The 18858-nt window shown below is 44.8% G+C and carries 20 protein-coding genes; 19 read left to right on the forward strand and 1 reads right to left on the reverse strand.

What is annotated here, in order from left to right; translation table 11 throughout:
• Positions 1-27: 27 nt before the first annotated feature.
• The 9 genes from BUB19_RS07665 to BUB19_RS24485 all read left to right on the forward strand — a co-directional run bounded on the left by BUB19_RS07665 (position 28) and on the right by BUB19_RS24485 (position 5690).
• A complete protein-coding gene (locus BUB19_RS07665) occupies positions 28-1299 on the forward strand; it encodes an efflux RND transporter periplasmic adaptor subunit (protein WP_073093957.1) in 1272 nt (423 codons plus the stop codon).
• Between the two features lie 108 nt (positions 1300-1407).
• Positions 1408-1749, forward strand: coding sequence for a P-II family nitrogen regulator (locus BUB19_RS07670; protein WP_073093958.1), 342 nt, complete (start codon positions 1408-1410; stop codon positions 1747-1749).
• 22 nt (positions 1750-1771) lie between these two features.
• A complete protein-coding gene (locus BUB19_RS07675; RefSeq protein ID WP_143155953.1) occupies positions 1772-2566 on the forward strand; it encodes a cation diffusion facilitator family transporter in 795 nt (264 codons plus the stop codon).
• A gap of 21 nt (positions 2567-2587) precedes the next feature.
• Complete coding sequence (locus tag BUB19_RS07680) at positions 2588-2971, forward strand: DUF3703 domain-containing protein (RefSeq protein WP_073093959.1); 384 nt, start codon at positions 2588-2590, stop codon at positions 2969-2971.
• Positions 2961-3842 carry a cation diffusion facilitator family transporter gene (locus BUB19_RS07685; protein ID WP_073093960.1) on the forward strand — a complete coding sequence of 294 codons (882 nt, stop codon included), beginning with the start codon at positions 2961-2963 and terminating at the stop codon, positions 3840-3842. The genes BUB19_RS07680 and BUB19_RS07685 overlap by 11 nt, the downstream gene beginning before the upstream one ends.
• A 137-nt stretch (positions 3843-3979) precedes the next feature.
• Positions 3980-4264, forward strand: a complete 285-nt coding sequence (locus BUB19_RS07690) for a SpoIIAA family protein (protein WP_262485834.1) — start codon at positions 3980-3982, stop codon at positions 4262-4264.
• Positions 4265-4463: 199 nt separating this feature from the next.
• Complete coding sequence (locus BUB19_RS07695; protein WP_073093962.1) at positions 4464-4850, forward strand: ArsR/SmtB family transcription factor; 387 nt, start codon at positions 4464-4466, stop codon at positions 4848-4850.
• Positions 4847-5461: a mercuric transport protein MerTP gene (merTP, locus tag BUB19_RS07700; RefSeq protein WP_073093963.1), complete on the forward strand. Its 615-nt coding sequence runs from the start codon at positions 4847-4849 to the stop codon at positions 5459-5461. Before BUB19_RS07695 ends, merTP begins: the two co-directional genes overlap by 4 nt.
• A gap of 19 nt (positions 5462-5480) precedes the next feature.
• Positions 5481-5690, forward strand: a complete 210-nt coding sequence (locus BUB19_RS24485; RefSeq protein WP_073094223.1) for a GDCCVxC domain-containing (seleno)protein — start codon at positions 5481-5483, stop codon at positions 5688-5690.
• Positions 5691-6784: 1094 nt separating this feature from the next.
• Here BUB19_RS24485 and BUB19_RS07710 read toward each other — a convergent pair.
• Positions 6785-7129, reverse strand: a complete 345-nt coding sequence (locus BUB19_RS07710; RefSeq protein WP_014773247.1) for a winged helix-turn-helix transcriptional regulator — start codon at positions 7127-7129, stop codon at positions 6785-6787.
• A gap of 88 nt (positions 7130-7217) precedes the next feature.
• Here BUB19_RS07710 and BUB19_RS07715 point away from each other — a divergent pair, with 88 nt between their 5' ends.
• The 10 genes from BUB19_RS07715 to BUB19_RS07765 all read left to right on the forward strand — a co-directional run bounded on the left by BUB19_RS07715 (position 7218) and on the right by BUB19_RS07765 (position 18835).
• Positions 7218-7634, forward strand: coding sequence for a DoxX family protein (locus BUB19_RS07715; RefSeq protein WP_014773246.1), 417 nt, complete (start codon positions 7218-7220; stop codon positions 7632-7634).
• A 33-nt stretch (positions 7635-7667) separates the two neighbouring features.
• The gene (locus BUB19_RS07720) at positions 7668-8543 is read left to right on the forward strand and encodes an SDR family oxidoreductase (RefSeq protein WP_014773245.1); all 876 of its coding nucleotides are present in this window, start codon (positions 7668-7670) and stop codon (positions 8541-8543) included.
• A gap of 38 nt (positions 8544-8581) precedes the next feature.
• On the forward strand, positions 8582-9214 hold the full coding sequence (locus BUB19_RS07725; protein WP_073093964.1) for an NAD(P)-dependent oxidoreductase: 633 nt from the start codon (positions 8582-8584) through the stop codon (positions 9212-9214).
• A gap of 8 nt (positions 9215-9222) precedes the next feature.
• A complete protein-coding gene (locus tag BUB19_RS07730) occupies positions 9223-10269 on the forward strand; it encodes an LLM class flavin-dependent oxidoreductase (protein WP_014773243.1) in 1047 nt (348 codons plus the stop codon).
• An 801-nt stretch (positions 10270-11070) separates the two neighbouring features.
• Positions 11071-11505: a DUF6943 family protein gene (locus BUB19_RS07740; protein WP_073093965.1), complete on the forward strand. Its 435-nt coding sequence runs from the start codon at positions 11071-11073 to the stop codon at positions 11503-11505.
• Between the two features lie 178 nt (positions 11506-11683).
• Positions 11684-12325 carry a DUF6266 family protein gene (locus BUB19_RS07745; RefSeq protein ID WP_073093966.1) on the forward strand — a complete coding sequence of 214 codons (642 nt, stop codon included), beginning with the start codon at positions 11684-11686 and terminating at the stop codon, positions 12323-12325.
• Positions 12326-12706: 381 nt separating this feature from the next.
• On the forward strand, positions 12707-13012 hold the full coding sequence (locus BUB19_RS07750; protein WP_073093967.1) for a hypothetical protein: 306 nt from the start codon (positions 12707-12709) through the stop codon (positions 13010-13012).
• Positions 13013-13025: 13 nt separating this feature from the next.
• The gene (locus BUB19_RS07755; protein ID WP_245802798.1) at positions 13026-13460 is read left to right on the forward strand and encodes an HYC_CC_PP family protein; all 435 of its coding nucleotides are present in this window, start codon (positions 13026-13028) and stop codon (positions 13458-13460) included.
• Positions 13461-13569: 109 nt separating this feature from the next.
• On the forward strand, positions 13570-17394 hold the full coding sequence (locus BUB19_RS07760; protein WP_073093969.1) for an efflux RND transporter permease subunit: 3825 nt from the start codon (positions 13570-13572) through the stop codon (positions 17392-17394).
• Between the two features lie 34 nt (positions 17395-17428).
• Entirely contained in the window at positions 17429-18835 is a 1407-nt protein-coding gene (locus BUB19_RS07765; RefSeq protein ID WP_178371457.1) for a TolC family protein, read from the forward strand.
• Positions 18836-18858: the final 23 nt, after the last annotated feature.

Here is an 18858-nt window from a genome sequence, read left to right on the forward strand (position 1 = left end):
AACCGGCAACGGATAAAAATAAAAGACATGAAAAATCAGATCATAAAATTATTTGTACTGCTATTTATAGCAGGTTTTGTTTCGGCCTGTGGCAACGAAGGAAATGGTGATGGGCACAATCACGAGGAAGGTGAGCAACACGAACCGCACGAAGGCCACGGTGAAGAAGAAGGCCATGAGGGGCATGGCGATGAAGAAGGCGGGCACGAAGGCCACGGGGAAGAAGGAATGGGCGAAGTTCATTTGTCCAACCTGAAATTTAAGAGCCTGGGAATGAAAGTGGACACTATGCCCACTCGCCCCATATCGGGCGTGGTAGAAGCCAATGGCCAGTTGGAAGTGCCACCCCAGCACGAGGCCACAGTTACAGCGATAGTTGGAGGTAACATTACCTCCATCAAGGTGATCGAAGGGGACAAAGTCAACAAAGGCCAGGTGCTGGCATACCTGTCTCATCCTGACCTTATTGAAATTCAAACCAAATACATCACGGCCTACAACCGCAGCGAATACCTGGAGCAGGAATACAACCGGCAAAAGAAGCTGTACGAGGAAGAGGTAGGTTCAGGCAAAACCTTTCAGGAGACCAAGTCTGACTATCAATCCATGAAAGGAGAAGTAAAGGGCTACGAAGCCCAACTGCGCCAGTTGAACCTGAAGGTAGAGAAAATCAGGAATGGCGATGTGTATGAGCAGGTACCGGTGGTAAGTCCCATAGATGGCTACATTGAAAAAGTGTTGATCCAGTTAGGTCAGTACATTCAGCCGCAAACGGGAATGTTCACAATTGTCAATACCAAACATATTCATGCTGACCTTATGGTATTCGAAAAAGATGTGTACAAAGTGAAAGAAGGACAAAAAATTTCATTCACTGTAGAATCCGTGCCCGGTTCCCGCCTTACGGCCAAAATTTATTCGGTGGGCAAACAATTTGAACAAAACCCCAAAGCGGTTCACGTCCACGCAGAAATTGAGCAAAAGAAGGAATTCCTGATTCCGGGCATGTACATCAACGGAAAAATCTACACGGAAAATAAGGCTGTAAAAGCCCTGCCGGAAGGAGCTATTATCGAGGAAGAAGGCCAACCCTATATCTTCATTGCCGAACAGCACAATGAAGACGGTGAGACGGAGTGGACCTTTAAACCGGTGGAAATACGTACCGGTATTGCCGATGAGGGTTGGGTGGAAATAGACCTGCTGGAACCACTTCCCAAAGGAACTAAAGTAGCCTGGAACAATGCCTATTACCTGATTGGGGAGATGAAGAAAGGAGAATTGGGAGACGATGATTAAATGCTAAGTTGGAAATAGGCAAGTTGGCACACTTACAATACAGTAGCCAACTGTCTTTTTCCCTTTGCCAACTTTATTAATGAATTAGAAATTTAAACAACTAAAAAGATGAAAGAAATAAAAGCATTTATAAAACCTAAAAGAGTGCAGGTAGTGGTAAAGTCTCTGCGGGATGCAGGCTTTGAAAGTGTCACACTATCCAAAGGAGAAGGTACGGGGGCTCATAAAGAGCCAGATGCATCTCCTTCTCTGGATTTTCATTTTACCGATAGCCCGATAGTAAAGCTGGAGTTGGTTTGTCAAAATGAAGAAGTGGAAAAAGCAGTACAATTAATATGCGGCAAGGCCAAAACACCAGAGCCGGGCGATGGGATCATTTACGTCTCTGAAATAGATGATGCGTATAGAATAAAGACCGGAAAGTCTATCAAAAGATTTGATATGAAGTAGATTAATTTAAGTCCGATATAGTATGAAAAAGACCACTTTCCATATCAGCAAAATGGACTGCCCATCAGAGGAGCAGATGATAAGAATGAAACTGGAACCTTATAAAGAGGTAAAGCAGCTTTCTTTTGACATTCCCAACCGTAAACTGGAGGTATATCACACGGAAGAAGTAGACAAGATCCATCAGGCCATTAGCGAACTCAAACTCAACGACCGGCTGGAAAACACAGAAGATGAAGCTGAGTTGCCGTTGGCTACTGACGACTCCCAACAGCGAAAAATACTTTGGTGGGTGCTGGGCATCAATTTCGGGTTCTTTGTTGTAGAGATGACTACTGGATGGATTTCCAACTCTATGGGCCTGATAGCCGACTCATTGGATATGCTGGCAGATTCCATCGTTTATGCACTAAGCCTGTTTGCAGTTGGTGGTGCTGTTTCCAGAAAGAAGAAAGTCGCCAAATTCAGCGGTTATTTTCAAATGGGATTGGCGCTCTTAGGCTTCTCAGAAGTATTGCGGAGATTTTTCAGCGAAAGCGAAACACCGCTGTTTCAATGGATGATAGTTATAGCAATTCTGGCCCTTATCGGCAACTTGGTTTCCCTATGGTTGATCAATAAAGCCAAAAGCGATGAAGCGCACATGCAGGCCAGCGCCATATTCACTTCCAACGACATTATTGTTAATGGCGGAGTGATCCTGGCCGGTGTAATGGTTTATTTTCTAAACAGCAAATGGCCTGACCTGTTAATTGGTGGAATCGTGTTCGCCTTTGTGATGCGGGGCGCTATTCGCATTTTAAAACTTTCTAAATAATAAGAGAATTAAGCAAATAATATGAAACTCAACACCATTATGCCTGCCAGGTTACAGCCCTACTTCGAACAGGAGCTTAGAGCATATCGGGCTGCCCTGGAAAAGAACCAATTCAGCATTGCCTGGAGACACCTTGAACGGGCACATATAATAGGCCAGGCTTATCCCTGGGAACACAGCTATGTGCATTGGAAGATGCTTTTCTTTGGTATCAGAATTAAAAGTACCAAAGAGGTGATAGGACAAATACCACGATTACTGGTGGGAGGCGTAAAATCTTTTGTTGGAAAAATTCCTGTAGGCAATACAGGCGGGGCCAATGTACCACCTTTAAAACCCTTGCCAATCGACAAAGATATTCTCGAAATATTCACCAAAGCAGGCTCGCATAATTATGGCTCATGATCATTCACATCAGCATGGAGGCGGCACCAAAAATCTGAAGATTGCCTTCTTCATCAATGTAGGCTTCACCATACTGGAAATTATCGGGGGTTTTTTCACAAACAGTATTGCCATAATCTCCGATGCGCTACACGATCTGGGCGATAGCCTATCATTAGGGCTCGCTTGGTATCTAGAAAAGAAAGCTTCCAAAGAAGGCTCAACCAATAAATTTAGTTTCGGCTATGCTCGTTTCCGGTTATTAGGTGCTTTAGTAAATGCGCTCGTGCTTATCGGAGGTTCGGTTTATATTATTATCGAAGCAATTGCCCGGCTCCAAAACCCTGAGCCGGTGAAATCGCTCTGGATGATCGGCATCGCTATTATTGGAGTGGGCGCAAATGGCTATGCTGCCTGGCGGACAAAAGGTGCCACCTCTCTAAATGAAAAGGTCATAAGCTGGCACTTATTGGAAGATGTATTGGGTTGGGTAGCAGTGCTTATCGTTTCAATCGTTTTACAATTTAAAGATTGGTATTTTCTCGATCCTGCCCTTTCTATTGGTATAACTTTATTCATCCTGTATGGTGTTGGCCGTAGGTTGTGGGATACGGTTCATCTTATCCTGCAAGGAGTTCCAGAAGAAATTGACCTGGAAGAAGTGCAATCGATACTACGAAATGTAGAACACGTGCAGTCTATCCATCACACCCATGTCTGGTCACTGGATGGGGAGCACCATGTATTAACAACTCATCTGGTGTTGGAAAACATAACCAATTACCATCAAATCGATACCGTACGGGAGAAGGCTCTGGAGGCTTTGAATGATTATGACTTTTTGCATCACACGGTTCAGGTGGAGATTGATCCGGAAACTTGCAAGATTTGATATCGTTTCCAGATTCGGGATGCCATTTGGATGATCGCTATCTGCTAATTCTGAACATTGACTACTGAAGGTCCTTTATTAATTGTGTTGTGCTTGAAATTCTTGATTCCACACACAAAAATTACATAGTCTTTAAAGTGGAGGGAGCCGGGACCCCATCTACGTATGAAAAGTTGTATCAAACTTTGACCAATCACTTCGAAAAATATGGGCCTCTACAGGTTTACGAGGAATTGCTGAATTTCAACTTCAAAGCTTTTTTGTCCTCCTCTATAGGTGTTTATCATAACGTGAAGTATGCAAAAGTCTTTGAGGTGGAGCGGCTTGCAATAGTATCAGATGGAAAGTGGGCGAAAATTCTGGTTGCCCTTTGGAAGAAAATTGAATCATTTTGGCCGTTAACCGCTCAAGAAATCCGCTGATTTTCAAACAAAAAGGCAAAGGAGGCGGAGCAGTGGTTATCATCAAAATAGACCAATTTCTGTTCACTTGTATCGCAGCTATTCCGGAAAAAGGTTGGAAGTAGTGTATAGGGTCGCAATATCATATATTGCGCTCTTCATTTAATCATTTGCTTAAATAATGGTGCTATAGTATCTTTGCCAGCAAATAAAAAGCCGAATGACAAAAGCTGATCCCATAAATTGTATACGTGCCGAGGCTGACCAGGCGCAAATTGAAAGAGGAAGGTTTGAGTTAGAGAAGCTCCAGCCGCAAGTAAATCAATTAGCCTCTGTACTTGCATTGGCGGGAAATGAAGTGCGCCTGAAGATGCTTTACCTCCTCTTTTTAGAACGAGAACTTTGCCCCTGCGACTTAGCCGACATCCTACAAATGAGCGTTCCTGCTGTTTCGCAGCACCTGCGCAAAATGCGGGTCGGTAGGATTATTATTTCAAGGAAAGAAGGCAAGACCATCTTCTATTCACTGGAAAATGAAGCATTAAAAGAGTTGAAACCAATGCTGGTAAATCTTCGGGTTCCATCCCTAAAAGAAGCTACATTATGAGTGAAAGTAAATCATCCAATGGACTTGTAGGAACAGGGATAGTTACTGCGATAGCAGCGTCACTATGCTGTATAACACCGGTGTTGGCTCTGATCGCAGGCGCCAGTGGTGCAGCTTCCACTTTTTCCTGGATCGAACCCGCACGCCCCTACCTAATAGGCATTACCATAATTGTTTTGGGCTTTGCCTGGTATCAAAAATTAAAGCCAGGTTCTAAAGAAGAAATTGATTGTGCTTGTGAGGATGATGAAAAGCCGTCTTTCTGGCAATCCAAAAAATTCCTGGCCATAGTCACCGTTTTTGCTGGGTTGATGCTGGCCTTTCCGCTTTATACAGATGTTTTTTACCCAAAGCAAGATCGGCAAGTGATTGTTGTTGATCAGCAAAATGTGCAAACAGCAACCTTTTCCGTAAGCGGCATGACCTGCACAGGGTGCGAAGAACACGTCAGCCATGAGGTAAATAAACTTGATGGCATCGTGGACGTGAAAGCTTCTTATGAAAATGAAAATGCCACCGTACAGTTTGATTCTTCTAAAATTTCAGTCGGTGAAATTGAAAAAGCCATCAAGGCAACAGGTTACAGCGTAAAAAGAGTAAATAGTAGGTAGAACATAATAGGAAATGTTTATGGAAATAGTCGCTAAATCAACCATCACCTGCCCCGAATGCGGGTTTCAGAAAGAAGAAACCATGCCTACGGATGCCTGTCAATACTTCTATGAATGCGAGAACTGCTCCACAGTATTAAAACCAAGAAAAGGTGACTGCTGCGTCTATTGCAGTTACGGTTCGATAAATTGTCCACCGATTCAGCAGGATAAATCTTGTTGCAATTGAAAGTACACATTTAATAAATACACATTTAATAAAGCAATGTGCCTCCAGCAGGTTCCTTCCAGTCGGTCGTTCCTCCCTTCTTGTAGTCACCAGCTTCTGTCACCGCGCAGCAAGAGTAGCGCCTTCTCTTCATTCCGCTAAAGCTCCACTTCATACCGTGCTACACTTGCTTTTTCCAACGCACACCCCAACGCAGGTAAAGCGGTGTTCGTCAATCGTTCCGTTTTGTTCCGCAAAAACATATCTGCAAGGGTAAAATGTACTCCCTTCGGTCGCCCTTGCATATACCGTTCACTTACCAGTTCGTTTGCGCTCCAGTAGGTGCTCACTCACTGCCGTTCACTTGTTTTGCTTCACACACTCTCTCCTTCCTCACTCGCAGCTATTTCATCCCCCCAAACCCCTTCTATGGTGTTCGCTACACTCACAATATTTTTTATTGGGGGTCTGCCGCTGCTTATTGTTTTTGCTCGCCTGCGGGTCGCTGCGGGCTGATCGGGCTGTCATGTTTTTTGCTTTCCCCTATGTGCTTTCAGTCGCTTCGTTTCAGTCATTCGTTCCTCATTCCTTCAACTCAGCCACTTTCAGCACCGCTCACAAGCGTAGCTCTTTCACTTCACTACACGAGCCAACGCACCGTCATTCCGCAATCTGCCTGCAATCCTTCTCCAATAGGTTTTTACTCCATTCAAAAATTACAAACCCTACCAACGCTATTGCAGGCAGTTATTGCTCCATTCCTTTCCTACAATCGTTTCGTTCCGTTCAGTCGCTACCCTTGCCTTTGCCGACCCTGATGCAAAAAAACACGCCAGCCCTGCCGTAAACGGTAGGCGTCTGCCGCCCTCATTCTTCGGGCTTTTGCAGCCACCACCCTTGCTCCGCTCGCAGGCGGCTCGCAGAAATGGCTTCGCCTGGGTTTACCTGCGTTTCCCGCTTTTTTCCCTCCGCACAATTCACTAAATTAGTTGACCATGAAAGAACTATTTGAAGACTTTCATTATCTAATTTTTCGCAGGGATGAAAAGGAATTTCTAAGACATTATATGTCCACCCAAAATTACCTATTAAGCACCCCTATTAAACGAAGAAATTTACCTTCCAAGAATTTTCTTGCGGTGATTTTTACCCCAATCACTTAATGCCTGTATAACAGGTTGAAGTGTTTTAGCATAGGGTGTAATGGTGTATTTGATAACTACAGGTATATCATCATATACAGTTCTTTCAATAAGTTCATTTTCCTCTAAATCCTTCAATTCCTTTGCAAGGACTTTTGATGTAATTTTTGGAATACTTCTTTCTATCTCTCTAAAACGACTATTTCCAGAAGAAATAGAAATTAAAATCAACAACTTCCATTTTCCACTAATAATGTCCAGCGCATCCCTGACAGGGAGCATTTCGGACGTACACTCTGTATGACTTGCTTTGCTCATCGCTCTAAGTTTTTTCGCTTACCTTTTGGTAACTGCTATACTTTGGAAAGCAAATGTACGTATCTTTGCCGAAATAAAAAATGAATAAATGACACAGAAAAACAAAACTTCAAAAGCAATGAACATCAGTCTTTGGGCTGCTCAAGTAATTTTGGCTGTAGCCTTTGGCATGGCTGGTGTTTCAAAATCCTTTTCACCAATTCCAGAATTAGCAGCACAGTTAGTATGGCCAGGAGACATTCCTGAGTTTCTTGTGCGTATTATAGGTATTTCTGAACTCGCTGCGGCTGTAGGGTTATTGTTGCCGTCTTTGCTACGCATTAAGCCAAAATTGACAGTTTGGGCTGCTATAGGTTTAGTGGTTGTGATGGTCTTAGCCCTAACATTTCATATTGTACGTGGTGAAATGTTTGCTATCCCTATCAATTTAGGATTCGGACTGGTTGCAGCATTTATTGCTTGGGGAAGAACAAAAAAAGCCCCAATACAACCCAAAACAAAATAACAAGATTGTTAAATCAACAAAAAACATAATATAATGAGTAAGATTTTAGTGACCGGAGCAACCGGACAATTAGGCAAAGCAGCCGTAAATGAATTGTTTCATAAGGTGAATGCAAGTGATATTTCTATTCTTGTTCGTGACCCTCAAAAAGCAGAGGAACTGAAAAATAAGGATGTAAATGTTATCAAGGGAGATTATAATGATTACGCGTCTTTGGTAGCTGCTTTTAAAGGAATTGACAAATTATACTTTGTATCATCCAGCGATGTGATGAACAGATTTGCACAACACGAAAATGTGGTAAAAGCTGCAATAGAGGCAAAAATTGGTCATATCATTTATACAAGTGCTCAACGAAAATCAGAAGATGGCACTTCGCCAATTGCAATGGTTGCAGATGCCCATTGGAAAACTGACAATTTGATTAAGCAATCTGGACTTCCTTATACCATATTAAAACACGGTTTATACACAGATATTTTACCGATGTTTATGGGAGATAAGGTTATTGAAACTGGAACTATTTTTCTTCCAGCTGGTACAGGAAAAGCCTCTTATGCTAGCCGTAATGATTTAGCTGCTGCGGGTGCTGTCATTCTTACAACAGATGGTCACGAAAATAAAGTATATGAATTTGGTGGAACTGATTCTTATTCTTTTGAAGACATTTCGGGTATGCTTAGCGAACTGTCGGGTAAAACCATTCAGTATGTTTCGCCATCAGCCGAGGAATATGCAGAACAATTAAAAAGCCTTGGTGTGCCAGATGAAATGATTCAGGGAGCTGCTACGTTTTGTGTAGCAACAGCTCAGGGAGAGTTTGATTTTCCAGCTACGGATTTAGAAAGACTATTAGGAAGAAAGCCAGAATCCGTAAAGGATTTTTTGAAAGCTGCTTATCAGTTGTAGTCCATTTAGTTTTTTAAAATATTAAAAGAATAGAAAAAATGAAAATAGCAGTATTTGGGGCAAACGGAGCAATAGGAACCCATTTTATAAAGTCGGCTCTTAAAGAAGGATACGATTTACACTTGTACAGTCGTAAGAAAATTGATTTGGCTGATTCAACAAAAACAAAATTATTTATTGGTGAGCTTTCCGACTTTGAAACTATTCGGGAAGCCATAAAAGACACGGATGCAGTAGTAAGTTTTCTTGGACCTGCTCTTAAATATTCCTATCCCGGAATGCCAATAACAAACGGACACGAAAATATCATCCGTGCGATGAAAGAACTAAATGTTTCTAGATTTATAACCATCGCAACACCAGCCGTCAAGTTTGAAAAAGATAAGTCGTCTATCATCACCATTATGCCTAAAATTATGGCAAGGCTATTTATGCCAAAACCTTACAAAGAAATTGTAGCAGTAGGCAAGTTGACAAAATCATCGAGGCTTGACTGGACAATCATCCGCTTTCTTGCACCTGTAGATGGTGAGCCAACAGGAAATGTAAAGGTGTCTTTCGGTGACAAGAAAATTGGTTTCAAGATTACCCGTGCAGACATCGCAGGATTTGCCCTTAAAGAATTGACTCACCCAGAATATATTAGGTCAATGCCGATTATCGGTAGTTAAGCATAGATATGGAGAAAAAAGTAAATTTTGAATTGGGGGTATATTCCTTTGGAAATACGCCCCGAAACAAGGATGGGAGTTACGCATCTACAGCACAAGCAGTTCGTGATGCACTAGAAGCAGTAAAATTAGCCGAAGAAGTTGGTCTGGATTATTTTGGATTTGGCGAACATCATACGAATTCAATGCCGATTTCTTCGCCAGCTTCTATGGTTGTTGCAGCAGCTGCATTGACGAATAAAATAAAATTGGGTACAACCGTAAGCGTGCTTTCAACAGAAGAACCTATTCGTTTATATCAACAACTATCTACGGCAGCATCTATTGCACCTGGACGGATTGATATTGTAGCTGGTCGTGGCTCTTCTGAGATTACGTTCTCAATTTTTGATTTAGACCAAAACAATTATGACTTGTTGTTTAACTCAAAATTTGAATTACTTCTTCAACTCAATAAAGATGAAAATATATCTTGGTCAGGAAAACACCGAAAAAAAGGATTAGTTAACACGTTGATTGTACCTCGGCCAGAACAACCCTTGAAAATATGGCTTGGTACAGGAGGAAGTCCAAATTCAGTTTACAGAGCTGCTGAATTAGGAGTGCCTATGTTTCTTGGTATCCTTGGTGGTTCACCTGAAAAGTGGGCTAACTACGGTACTGCCTATCGTGATGCTTGGACAAAAGCAGGGCATTCCCCAAATCAAGCGGACATTGGAGTAGCAGTTCACGGATTTGTGGCAGAGAATGATCAAGAAGCAAAGAAAATTTATTTAGAAAATGAAGCGCAAATGTTTATGACAGGTTCAGCCGAAATTGGAAGACCAATGAGCAAACCCGTTGGTAGAGAAGCAGACCTTGAAAAAGGGATGGTATTTGCAGGAAGTCCAGAAAACGTTGCTGAAAGAATAGTGAACCTTCATAAATTACTTGGACACTCAAGACAAATTTTGCAAATGGATGTTGGCGGTATGCCTCAAAAGACATTCCTAAAAAGTATTGAATTGCTCGGAACTAAGGTGTTACCGATTGTACGGAAAGAGCTTAACCATTAAACTTTTACACTTAATAATTTCATTACAAGCAGAAAAGAAGGCAAGCCTAAACGGTTATTATATCAATGGGTAAATACAGGAATCCCAAAGAATGGATATAGCTCTTACTTAAACTTATGTTTTCCTTTCTTGCAAATCCAATATAACCAAATTAGGCTCTAATTTCCTCACCTTCAAATTGATCCAACCTTAGTGTCAATATATAACTCAAACATAAAGCAAAGTTACAGGCGTGCGGATGCCAGAGCTGCAAGGGTTCGCTACGGCTGTTAGGAAAAAAATCTCCACCCTACGGGTAGTATTTTTTTCCCACAGCCCTTGCATCAATCGCACCGTCCTGTATTGCGAGGGCATTATGTTTAAGTTATTATTCAGAGTCCGTTTCGGCAGCCGGTGGTTGTTGGCGGGCGTTCGCACCTCAGGTCTTCCGTTTCATGCAGGCATTCAGCGTTGTGGCATCACAGATTATACGCTGCGTGTTTTTTGGTTCGAGTTGTGCCTTTCAGAGCTTCCTTTTTAGGGGGCTCTTTTTTTTACTCGTTAAGGGAAAATTTTAAAAAGAGAAAAGCAAAGATAGGCGGGTTCGCACATGCCCACCGCACTTTCGGACAGTCAAGGTCAAGCCCTACGGGTTTTGAAAAAAATCTCCACCCTTCGGGTAGTATTTTTTCCAAAAACCTTGACAGCCGAGCCTCACCCGCCTGAAAGACAGCTTTCTCTTTTCTTTTTTTCCCTTTTTTCTTTTCTCTTTTGAAAAAATATATGCGAAGCGCAGCGAGCAAAACTTTAATGGCTCACTGTATGAAATCGTTTCGTATCAAAACACACCGACTGGAAAGCAGCTACCAACAGCCGCACTTCTTTATCCTGAATAAAGGATTGAATAGCGGGAAACCGCTCAACAACGCTTGCCCGAATTGCTTTGTTTGCCTCACCGACAACCAAGAGGACAGGGAATTTCTCTTTTGGCTTTGCTTTGGATTGTGGAGGTCAAAATCATTTCACTATCTCCTGAAAGGCTCTGTAATTCCATTTGTGACTATTGATGAAATCCGAAAGCTGATCCGGGAAAGCTCTACCAAAGCAAGCTGCAAAGCCCAGGCATTTCAAAAGGCAATTCAAGCCCTTCAACTACTCGATACCAACGAGCAAAAAATCAAGGTCACACTAAAGATGATTGATACTGCCAGACAAGCCATATTTTATGACTTGATGAAAGAAGCAGGTGCAGGATAGATTCCTGCCCTGCCAAAAAAACAGGGCAACAAAAGCAAAATAAAGCACACCACCGCAACAGCACCCAAGAGAGAACTACTGCCTAATTCTTGAAGTAATTTAGTTGGCGAAGGGCAAATCCATGGTAAGTCCGTGTCAAGTCCAAGCAAATGTTTAACCCTTAAAAAATCGTAAAGAGATGGGAAAAATTAATCAAGGTATTCTCGGTGGTGTCTCAGGACAGGTTGGGAATGTAATCGGTGGAACTTGGAAGGGCATCGATTACCTGCGCATCAAACCTTCCAGTGTAGCGAACCCAAGAACTGAAGGTCAGGTTGACCAGCGTTCTAAGTTCTCAACTGTATTGAAGTTCTTGCAGCCAATGACAGACTTCCTTAGAGTTGGTTTTAAGCAGTATGCCAACAAGATGACGCAATTCAATGCGGCCATGTCATACAACCTGAACAATGCCATTACAGGAGCTTACCCCAACTTCATGGTAGACTATGCAAGTGCATTGGTCTCAAGAGGTAACCTGACTGGTGCTGCGAATGGTGCAGCTTCTTCTCCAAGTGCTGGAAACGTAGAAGCGACCTGGACAGACAATTCAGGAAGTGGTAGTGCCTTAGCAACGGACAAAGCTCTGATTGCTCTTTTGAATACCACAAGAGGTGAGGCAGTTTTCACAACTGCGGGACCAGCAAGATCAGTTGGTACAGCAACCATTCCAGTTCCTTCTGAGTACTCAGGAGAAGACGTTGAAGTCTTCCTTGGATTTGTATCAGAAAGTGGAACTAAAGTCGCTAACAGCGTTTATTTAGGCTCTGTAACAGTTGCTTAATAGCGATTGTGTTTTCCTTAAAAACCGCTTCCTTTGTGGAGCGGTTTTTTTATGCCCGCACACTTCGTTTTTCCTTTCTTTAGTCCTTAATTAGCTTAATATCAACACTTCTTGTTGCTAATCTGTTGCTAATTAGACATAACTACCTGATATACAGGTATTGAAAAGATATTGTATCGGGAAGTAAAACCCTTCAGGTTTTTGAAACCTCGAAAGTTTCACTGTGAATATTAGCGATTAATCCTCGATTTTATCAATATCTAAAATGACCGTCGAATAGTTAGCCCAGTACCTTTCCCCTAAAAGCCCGGATTCTTAACCCAAAGTGGCTTGTCCATCTACTTAGTTGACCCTGGGATTTCTTTCTCTTACGATTTTGAAATGAATGAATTAGATTTTTCCTTTAGTTTATTTTCCGAAGAGGGATGCCTTCACGAGTTTATTGAGGGATCTAGAATACAGCGCATCAGTGATTTTGAAAAATTGAGCTACAACAATTGTAGGATCCGATACCTCAACCTGGAAGCAGACCTGGAGGTCAAACAAATGAAATTTGATGAGGCTCCCCTGAATTTTCGATTACACAAAATGAAAACCCTGGTATTCTCAGCCTCTATCAGGCAAACTAAAACGACATTTAACCCGCAAACAAAACATTCCCAACAAATTTTCGTACCTTCGCCATAGAGACTCTCCTATCGTGCGGCGTTTTAGAAAAATATCGGCCACCTTATTCTCAGCCCTGCTGCTGCTCAGCTCTACGAGCCTCAGCCTTGGGATGCATTTTTGTATGGGCCAACTGGAAAGCTTTTCGTTTTTCAATGAAACTGAGGCCTGTGAGATGGCACAGCACAAAACTCCCTGCTCGTCCGACATGCACGAAACAGAATGTGAGCACGAGCACATGGCAATGACAGATTGCTGCGAAGATCACACACTGGTGCTGGAAGGCAGTGAAGAATTGAGCCTCCTGAAGACGGTATCCGTACCTGATTTTCACACTACCGCACTGCTCTTTGCCCTCGTTTCGCAAATATTTTCTTTACCTTCCTCAGATTACCAATCATTTAACGACTATACCCCTCCCCTGATTGAGCGGGACATACCGGTACTCGTTCAATCGTTTCTTATTTAGGCATTTCATTCAATTATCTGATCAGGTTGCAGTCTTTACCGCTGCGCTCCGGGCCATGCTTTCCCATGGACCTATCACAACATCAGTTTAATTTCAAATTGGATGAAATATGCTCAATGCCATCATCAGGTTTTTTCTCGGGAATAAACTCGTTACAGTTCTCGTATTATTACTCATTGTAGCCTGGGGCATCGTTACTGCCCCCTTTAACTGGAACGTGGACCTGCTGCCACGTGACCCGGTCCCGGTAGACGCCATCCCGGACATCGGGGAAAACCAGCAGATTGTCTTTACAGAATGGATGGGTCGTTCGCCAGAGGACGTAGAGGATCAGATCACCTATCCACTCACCACCGCATTGCTCGGCCTGCCCGGCGTGAAAAGCGTGCGGAGCAGTTCGGCTTTCGGCTTTTCCAGCATTTATATCATCTTCAATGAAGACATTGAGTTTTACTGGAGCCGTTCCAGGGTACTGGAAAAACTCAATTCACTTCCCGCAGGCTTGTTGCCAGCGGAGGTACAGCCCAAACTCGGCCCGGATGCCACCGCACTGGGTCAGGTCTATTGGTACACGTTGGAGGGGCGTGACAAGGAAGGCAATCCTACAGGAGGCTGGGACCTGCACGAGCTGCGCACCATACAGGATTACTATATTCGCTACTCACTCACGGCTGTCGAGGGGGTGGCAGAAGTGGCTTCTGCAGGTGGCTATGTGAAAGAATATCAGGTAGATGTGGATCCGGCCGCCCTGAAAGCCCACGGTATTACGCTAATGGACGTGATGCAGGCCGTAAAAAACAGCAATATCGACGTCGGCGCAAACACCATTGAAGTAAACCGGGTCGAATACTTTGTAAGAGGATTGGGCTATGTGGAGGAATTGGCCGACCTGGACAAGGCGGTGGTGAAGGTTTCGGATAACGTCCCTATCCGGCTGCAGGACGTGGCGATGATAAACATCGGTCCCCAACCACGCAATATGGGCGGCATCCTGGACAAATCCGGCGCTGAGGCTGTGGGGGGGGTGGTGATTGCGCGGTACGGAGACAATCCCCTGAAAGTCATCAATGCGGTAAAAGCAGAAATTGACAAGATAGCAGGTGGCCTTCCCTCCAAGACCCTGGAAGACGGCACAGTCTCTAAAGTAACCATCGTCCCTTTTTATGACCGTACAGGACTGATCTACGAAACACTGGGCACGCTTTATGAAGCCATCAGTCTCCAGATCCTGATTACCATCATCGTCATTATTGTGATGGTGTACAACCTGCGGGCCTCTGTGCTGATTTCGGCCCTGCTGCCCCTGGCAGTGCTCATGTGTTTCATTTTTATGAAGTACTTTGGGGTGGATGCCAATATTGTGGCCCTGTCAGGAATTGCTATTGCTATCGGTACGATGGTGGATCTGGGCATAATCCTGAACGAAAACATACTCCGGCATCTGGAAATTGCCCCGAAAGGCCAGTCGAAATTAAAAACAGTATACGAGGCCACTACGGAAGTAGGAACAGCCATACTCACCGCCGTGAGCACCACCATTGTCAGTTTTCTTCCCGTGTTCACCCTGCAGGCGGCAGAAGGAAAGCTCTTTGGCCCGCTGGCCTATACCAAAACCTTTGCCCTGGTATCCGCATTGATTTTTACATTGATCATCATGCCGGCTTTTGCGCATTGGATCTTCTCTATGAAAAAAGGAAAGGGCAAAACCGGCCTGTATCTCAATTTCCTGCTGCTGATAGCCGGAGCGGTCATTGCCTTTACGGTTTGGTCATGGGCTGGCTGGGTACTCGCAGGCTTTGGTACGATCAATCTGCTACTCCACTATTTTCCGGACAAGCTCCAACACCGGCAGGACCTGTTACGCATTGGCTTTACCCTGATAGCAGTGGCCTGGCTGCTGGCCACCGAATGGGTGCCACTGGGGGTTTCGAACAGCCTGCTGGTCAATTTCCTTTTCATCGCGGTCATATTGGGAATGGTACTGGGTACGTTTGCCCTGTTTCTTCGCTTCTATTCCAGGATCCTGATGTGGTGTCTGGAAAACAAAGGATTGTTTCTGCTAGCTCCTGTAGTGATCATCCTGACCGGCGCCAATGTCTGGCTGGGCTTTGACCGGATATTTGGCTTCCTCCCGGCCAGCACGGAAAAGCTGGGATGGAACCTAAGGGAAACAGACGGCTGGAAATCCATGACAGCGGTGTTCCCTGGATTGGGCGAAGAATTCATGCCTTCGCTCAGTGAAGGATCGTTTCTGCTGATGCCTACCTCCATGCCACACTCAGGTGTAGCCGAAAACCGGGAAATATTGCAGCAACTGGACATGATGGTAACGGCCATTCCGGAAGTGGAAATGGTAGTTGGTAAGGCGGGACGTGCCGAAACGGCCATTGATCCGGCCCCTATGTCCATGTTCGAAAACACCATCAACTACAAGAGCGAGTATGCCTCTGACATCAATGGCAACAAACTTCGGTTTCAGGTAAACGATAAGGGTCAATTTGCCCTTCAGAACGGGGATATATATGACCCTGGAACCATGTCACCCGGGCAAATTGATTTCAGTCAGCTTATACCAGACGAAAACGGGGAATATTTCCGTCAGTGGCGGAATCACATTAAAACCCCGGATGATATCTGGGAGGAAATTGTGGCTGTGATCAATATCCCCGGGGTAACCTCCTCGCCGAAGCTACAACCTATAGAAACCAGGCTGGTGATGTTGCAGACCGGTATGCGGGCTCCCATGGGGATCAAGGTCTACGGTCCTGACCTGAAAACCATAGAAGATTTCGGACTGCAACTGGAGAAATACCTTAAAGAAGTCCCTTCTGTCAAGGAGGAAGCTGTTTTTGCGGATCGGATAGTGGGTAAGCCTTACCTCGAAATCGATATAGACAGGGATCAGATCAGCCGATATGGGCTTAATATTCAGGATGTGCAGGACTACGTGGAAACGGCCGTCGGTGGCGTGAAGCTGAGCACTACCGTGGAGGGCCGAGAGCGCTTCCCCATTCGCGTACGCTACGCCAGAGAATACCGGGATGATCCATCGGCCATAGAAAATATGCAGGTGCCTACACCGCTGGGCAACTACATTCCCCTGGGGCAATTGGCCAACATCAGCTATCGGCCCGGCCCTCAAATGATACGGGGGGAGAATAGCTTTTTGGTGGGTTATGTCCTGCTCGATAGAAAAGAGGGCTTCGCTGAAGTGACCGTGGTGGAGGAGGCACAGCAGTACCTGCGGTCAAAAATTGATGCCGGCGAACTGGTGGTACCTGCCGGGGTTCGGTATGAATTTTCCGGAAGTTACGAAAATCAGGTCAGGGCTGAGAAACGCCTGGCCATAGTAGTACCGCTCTGTCTGATCGCCATCTTCATGATCCTTTATTTCCAATTCAGGGCCGTGTCCACCACCCTGTTCGTATTCACAGGTATCACCATGGCTTTTGCAGGAGGTTTTTTGATGCTTTGGCTCTATGGACAGGGATGGTTTATGGATTTCTCTGTTTTTGGGACCTCTATGAGAGACCTCTTTCAGATGAAAACCTACAACCTCAGTGTAGCCGTTTGGGTAGGTTTTATTGCCCTGTTTGGCATAGCTACCGATGATGGCGTAGTAGTGGCCACGTACCTCAAGCAAAGCTTTGAGAAACGGGAACCAGAAAATGTGACGGAGGTGCGCGAGGCGGTACTGGAGGCAGGTAAGAAACGGGTACTTCCGGCCATGATGACCACTGCCACCACCCTGCTGGCACTCTTACCGGTACTCACTTCTTCCGGGCGGGGATCCGACATCATGATACCTATGGCCATTCCCTCATTTGGAGGCATGATTATAGAGGTCATTACCGTGCTGCTCGTCCCGGTCCTCTATTGCTGGTGGGCGGAGCGCAAATTCAAACGCAATCCGGAAGTTTTTACAGAATCATAAAAGAAGGATGATGAAAAAAATAGCAATCCTATTCATGTTGTGTCTAGGTCTTCGATCCGCAGGTTTCTCCCAAAGCCTGGAGGAATACCTGAAGGTAGCGGCAGAAAACAACCCGGAGCTAAAGGCTTACTTCAACGATTATCTGGCCGCTTTGGAAAAAGTGCCGCAGGCCGGGGCGTTGCCTGATCCGGAACTGAGCATGGGCTTCTTCATTCAGCCCATGGAGCGGTTTATGGGCAATCAGCAGGCGGATATCCAACTGATGCAGATGTTCCCTTGGTTTGGCATATTAAAAACCCAAAAGGATGAAGCTGGCAAGATGGCACTGGCACGCTATGAACTGTTTCAGGAGGCCAAATACCGCTTGTATTATCAGGTGAAAAGTAGCTGGTACCAGCTTTATAAGCTGGAAGAGGAAATCCGCATTACGAAAGAGAACTTGGATATTCTCCGGCAATATGAACGCCTCGCTCTTATTCGTTTTCAGACTTCGGGTACTCAAGCAGGTCCTGCGTCCGGCAGTTCAACTCGGCCTGAAGCCTCAAGCATGAGCAGCAATTCCCCTGTCCCATCTACAGCTTCAATGGGCGGGATGAGCGCAGGTGTGTCCAGCAGTACTTCCGGAAAAACCGGCTCAAAAACCGGGTCTTCCATGGGTACGTCCGCCTCAATGAGCGGTGGCGGATCCGGTATGACTGATGTGCTCAGGGTAAGAATTCAAATCAAGGAATTGGAAAATACGCTCGCTTTGCTCGAAGACTCCCGGCAACCGATAAAAGCCGAATTTAATCTGTGGCTTAACCGGGATCCCAATGAGCAAATCAATATTGCTGATTCGCTGAGCGCATCGCTGGTCTCCTGGGAACGCCAGGTTTTGCTTGACAGCATTACGCAGAACAATCCCATGCTGAAAATGCTGGATGCCGAGGAACAAGTCTATGAGGTTCAGAAAAAGATGTCACTGCTGGAAGGCAGGCCAATGCTGGGGGCCGGGGTAAACTATATGCCCTTTACTCCCCGTCCGGACAATGGCATGAACATGGCTGGCAATGATATGGTGATGCCCATGGTAAAGCTTACTATTCCCATCTACCGCAAAAAATACAATGCGCTACAAAAGGAAGCGGAGTTAAAACAATTGGCCGTTCAGCAACGCAAGGAAAATACCGTCAATCAGCTCACCACCCAATGGTATGCTGCATTGCGGGATTTGGAAGATGCCAGGAGGAGGACAAAGCTGTACAGCGAGCAAACCGATTTGGCCAGACAAACCCTGAGTCTTTTGATGACAAGTTATGCCACCGATGGAAGGGATTTCGAAGATGTGCTGGCGGTACAACAGCAGTTGCTGGATTATCAACTGAAATTGATCACTTCAATAATAGATCAGCACATAACTATTGCCGGGCTGGAAAATCTGGCGGCTACAGAATTGAATTAACCGATGAGCAAAAAAGCGTAAAG

This window comes from Cyclobacterium lianum, from assembly GCF_900143075.1.
Classification (GTDB): domain Bacteria; phylum Bacteroidota; class Bacteroidia; order Cytophagales; family Cyclobacteriaceae; genus Cyclobacterium; species Cyclobacterium lianum.

Coding starts and splice junctions, on each gene's coding strand:
- BUB19_RS07680 (WP_073093959.1), top strand. CDS start 2,588: ATGAAACTCAACACCATTATGCCTGCCAGGTTACAGCCCTACTTCGAA.
- BUB19_RS07760 (WP_073093969.1), top strand. CDS start 13,570: ATGCTCAATGCCATCATCAGGTTTTTTCTCGGGAATAAACTCGTTACA.
- BUB19_RS07685 (WP_073093960.1), top strand. CDS start 2,961: ATGGCTCATGATCATTCACATCAGCATGGAGGCGGCACCAAAAATCTG.
- BUB19_RS07765 (WP_178371457.1), top strand. CDS start 17,429: ATGTTGTGTCTAGGTCTTCGATCCGCAGGTTTCTCCCAAAGCCTGGAG.
- BUB19_RS07730 (WP_014773243.1), top strand. CDS start 9,223: ATGGAGAAAAAAGTAAATTTTGAATTGGGGGTATATTCCTTTGGAAAT.
- BUB19_RS24485 (WP_073094223.1), top strand. CDS start 5,481: ATGGAAATAGTCGCTAAATCAACCATCACCTGCCCCGAATGCGGGTTT.
- BUB19_RS07715 (WP_014773246.1), top strand. CDS start 7,218: ATGACACAGAAAAACAAAACTTCAAAAGCAATGAACATCAGTCTTTGG.
- BUB19_RS07665 (WP_073093957.1), top strand. CDS start 28: ATGAAAAATCAGATCATAAAATTATTTGTACTGCTATTTATAGCAGGT.
- BUB19_RS07670 (WP_073093958.1), top strand. CDS start 1,408: ATGAAAGAAATAAAAGCATTTATAAAACCTAAAAGAGTGCAGGTAGTG.
- BUB19_RS07720 (WP_014773245.1), top strand. CDS start 7,668: ATGAGTAAGATTTTAGTGACCGGAGCAACCGGACAATTAGGCAAAGCA.
- merTP (WP_073093963.1), top strand. CDS start 4,847: ATGAGTGAAAGTAAATCATCCAATGGACTTGTAGGAACAGGGATAGTT.
- BUB19_RS07740 (WP_073093965.1), top strand. CDS start 11,071: ATGAAATCGTTTCGTATCAAAACACACCGACTGGAAAGCAGCTACCAA.
- BUB19_RS07725 (WP_073093964.1), top strand. CDS start 8,582: ATGAAAATAGCAGTATTTGGGGCAAACGGAGCAATAGGAACCCATTTT.
- BUB19_RS07745 (WP_073093966.1), top strand. CDS start 11,684: ATGGGAAAAATTAATCAAGGTATTCTCGGTGGTGTCTCAGGACAGGTT.
- BUB19_RS07695 (WP_073093962.1), top strand. CDS start 4,464: ATGACAAAAGCTGATCCCATAAATTGTATACGTGCCGAGGCTGACCAG.
- BUB19_RS07710 (WP_014773247.1), bottom strand. CDS start 7,129: ATGAGCAAAGCAAGTCATACAGAGTGTACGTCCGAAATGCTCCCTGTC.
- BUB19_RS07675 (WP_143155953.1), top strand. CDS start 1,772: ATGAAAAAGACCACTTTCCATATCAGCAAAATGGACTGCCCATCAGAG.
- BUB19_RS07750 (WP_073093967.1), top strand. CDS start 12,707: ATGAATGAATTAGATTTTTCCTTTAGTTTATTTTCCGAAGAGGGATGC.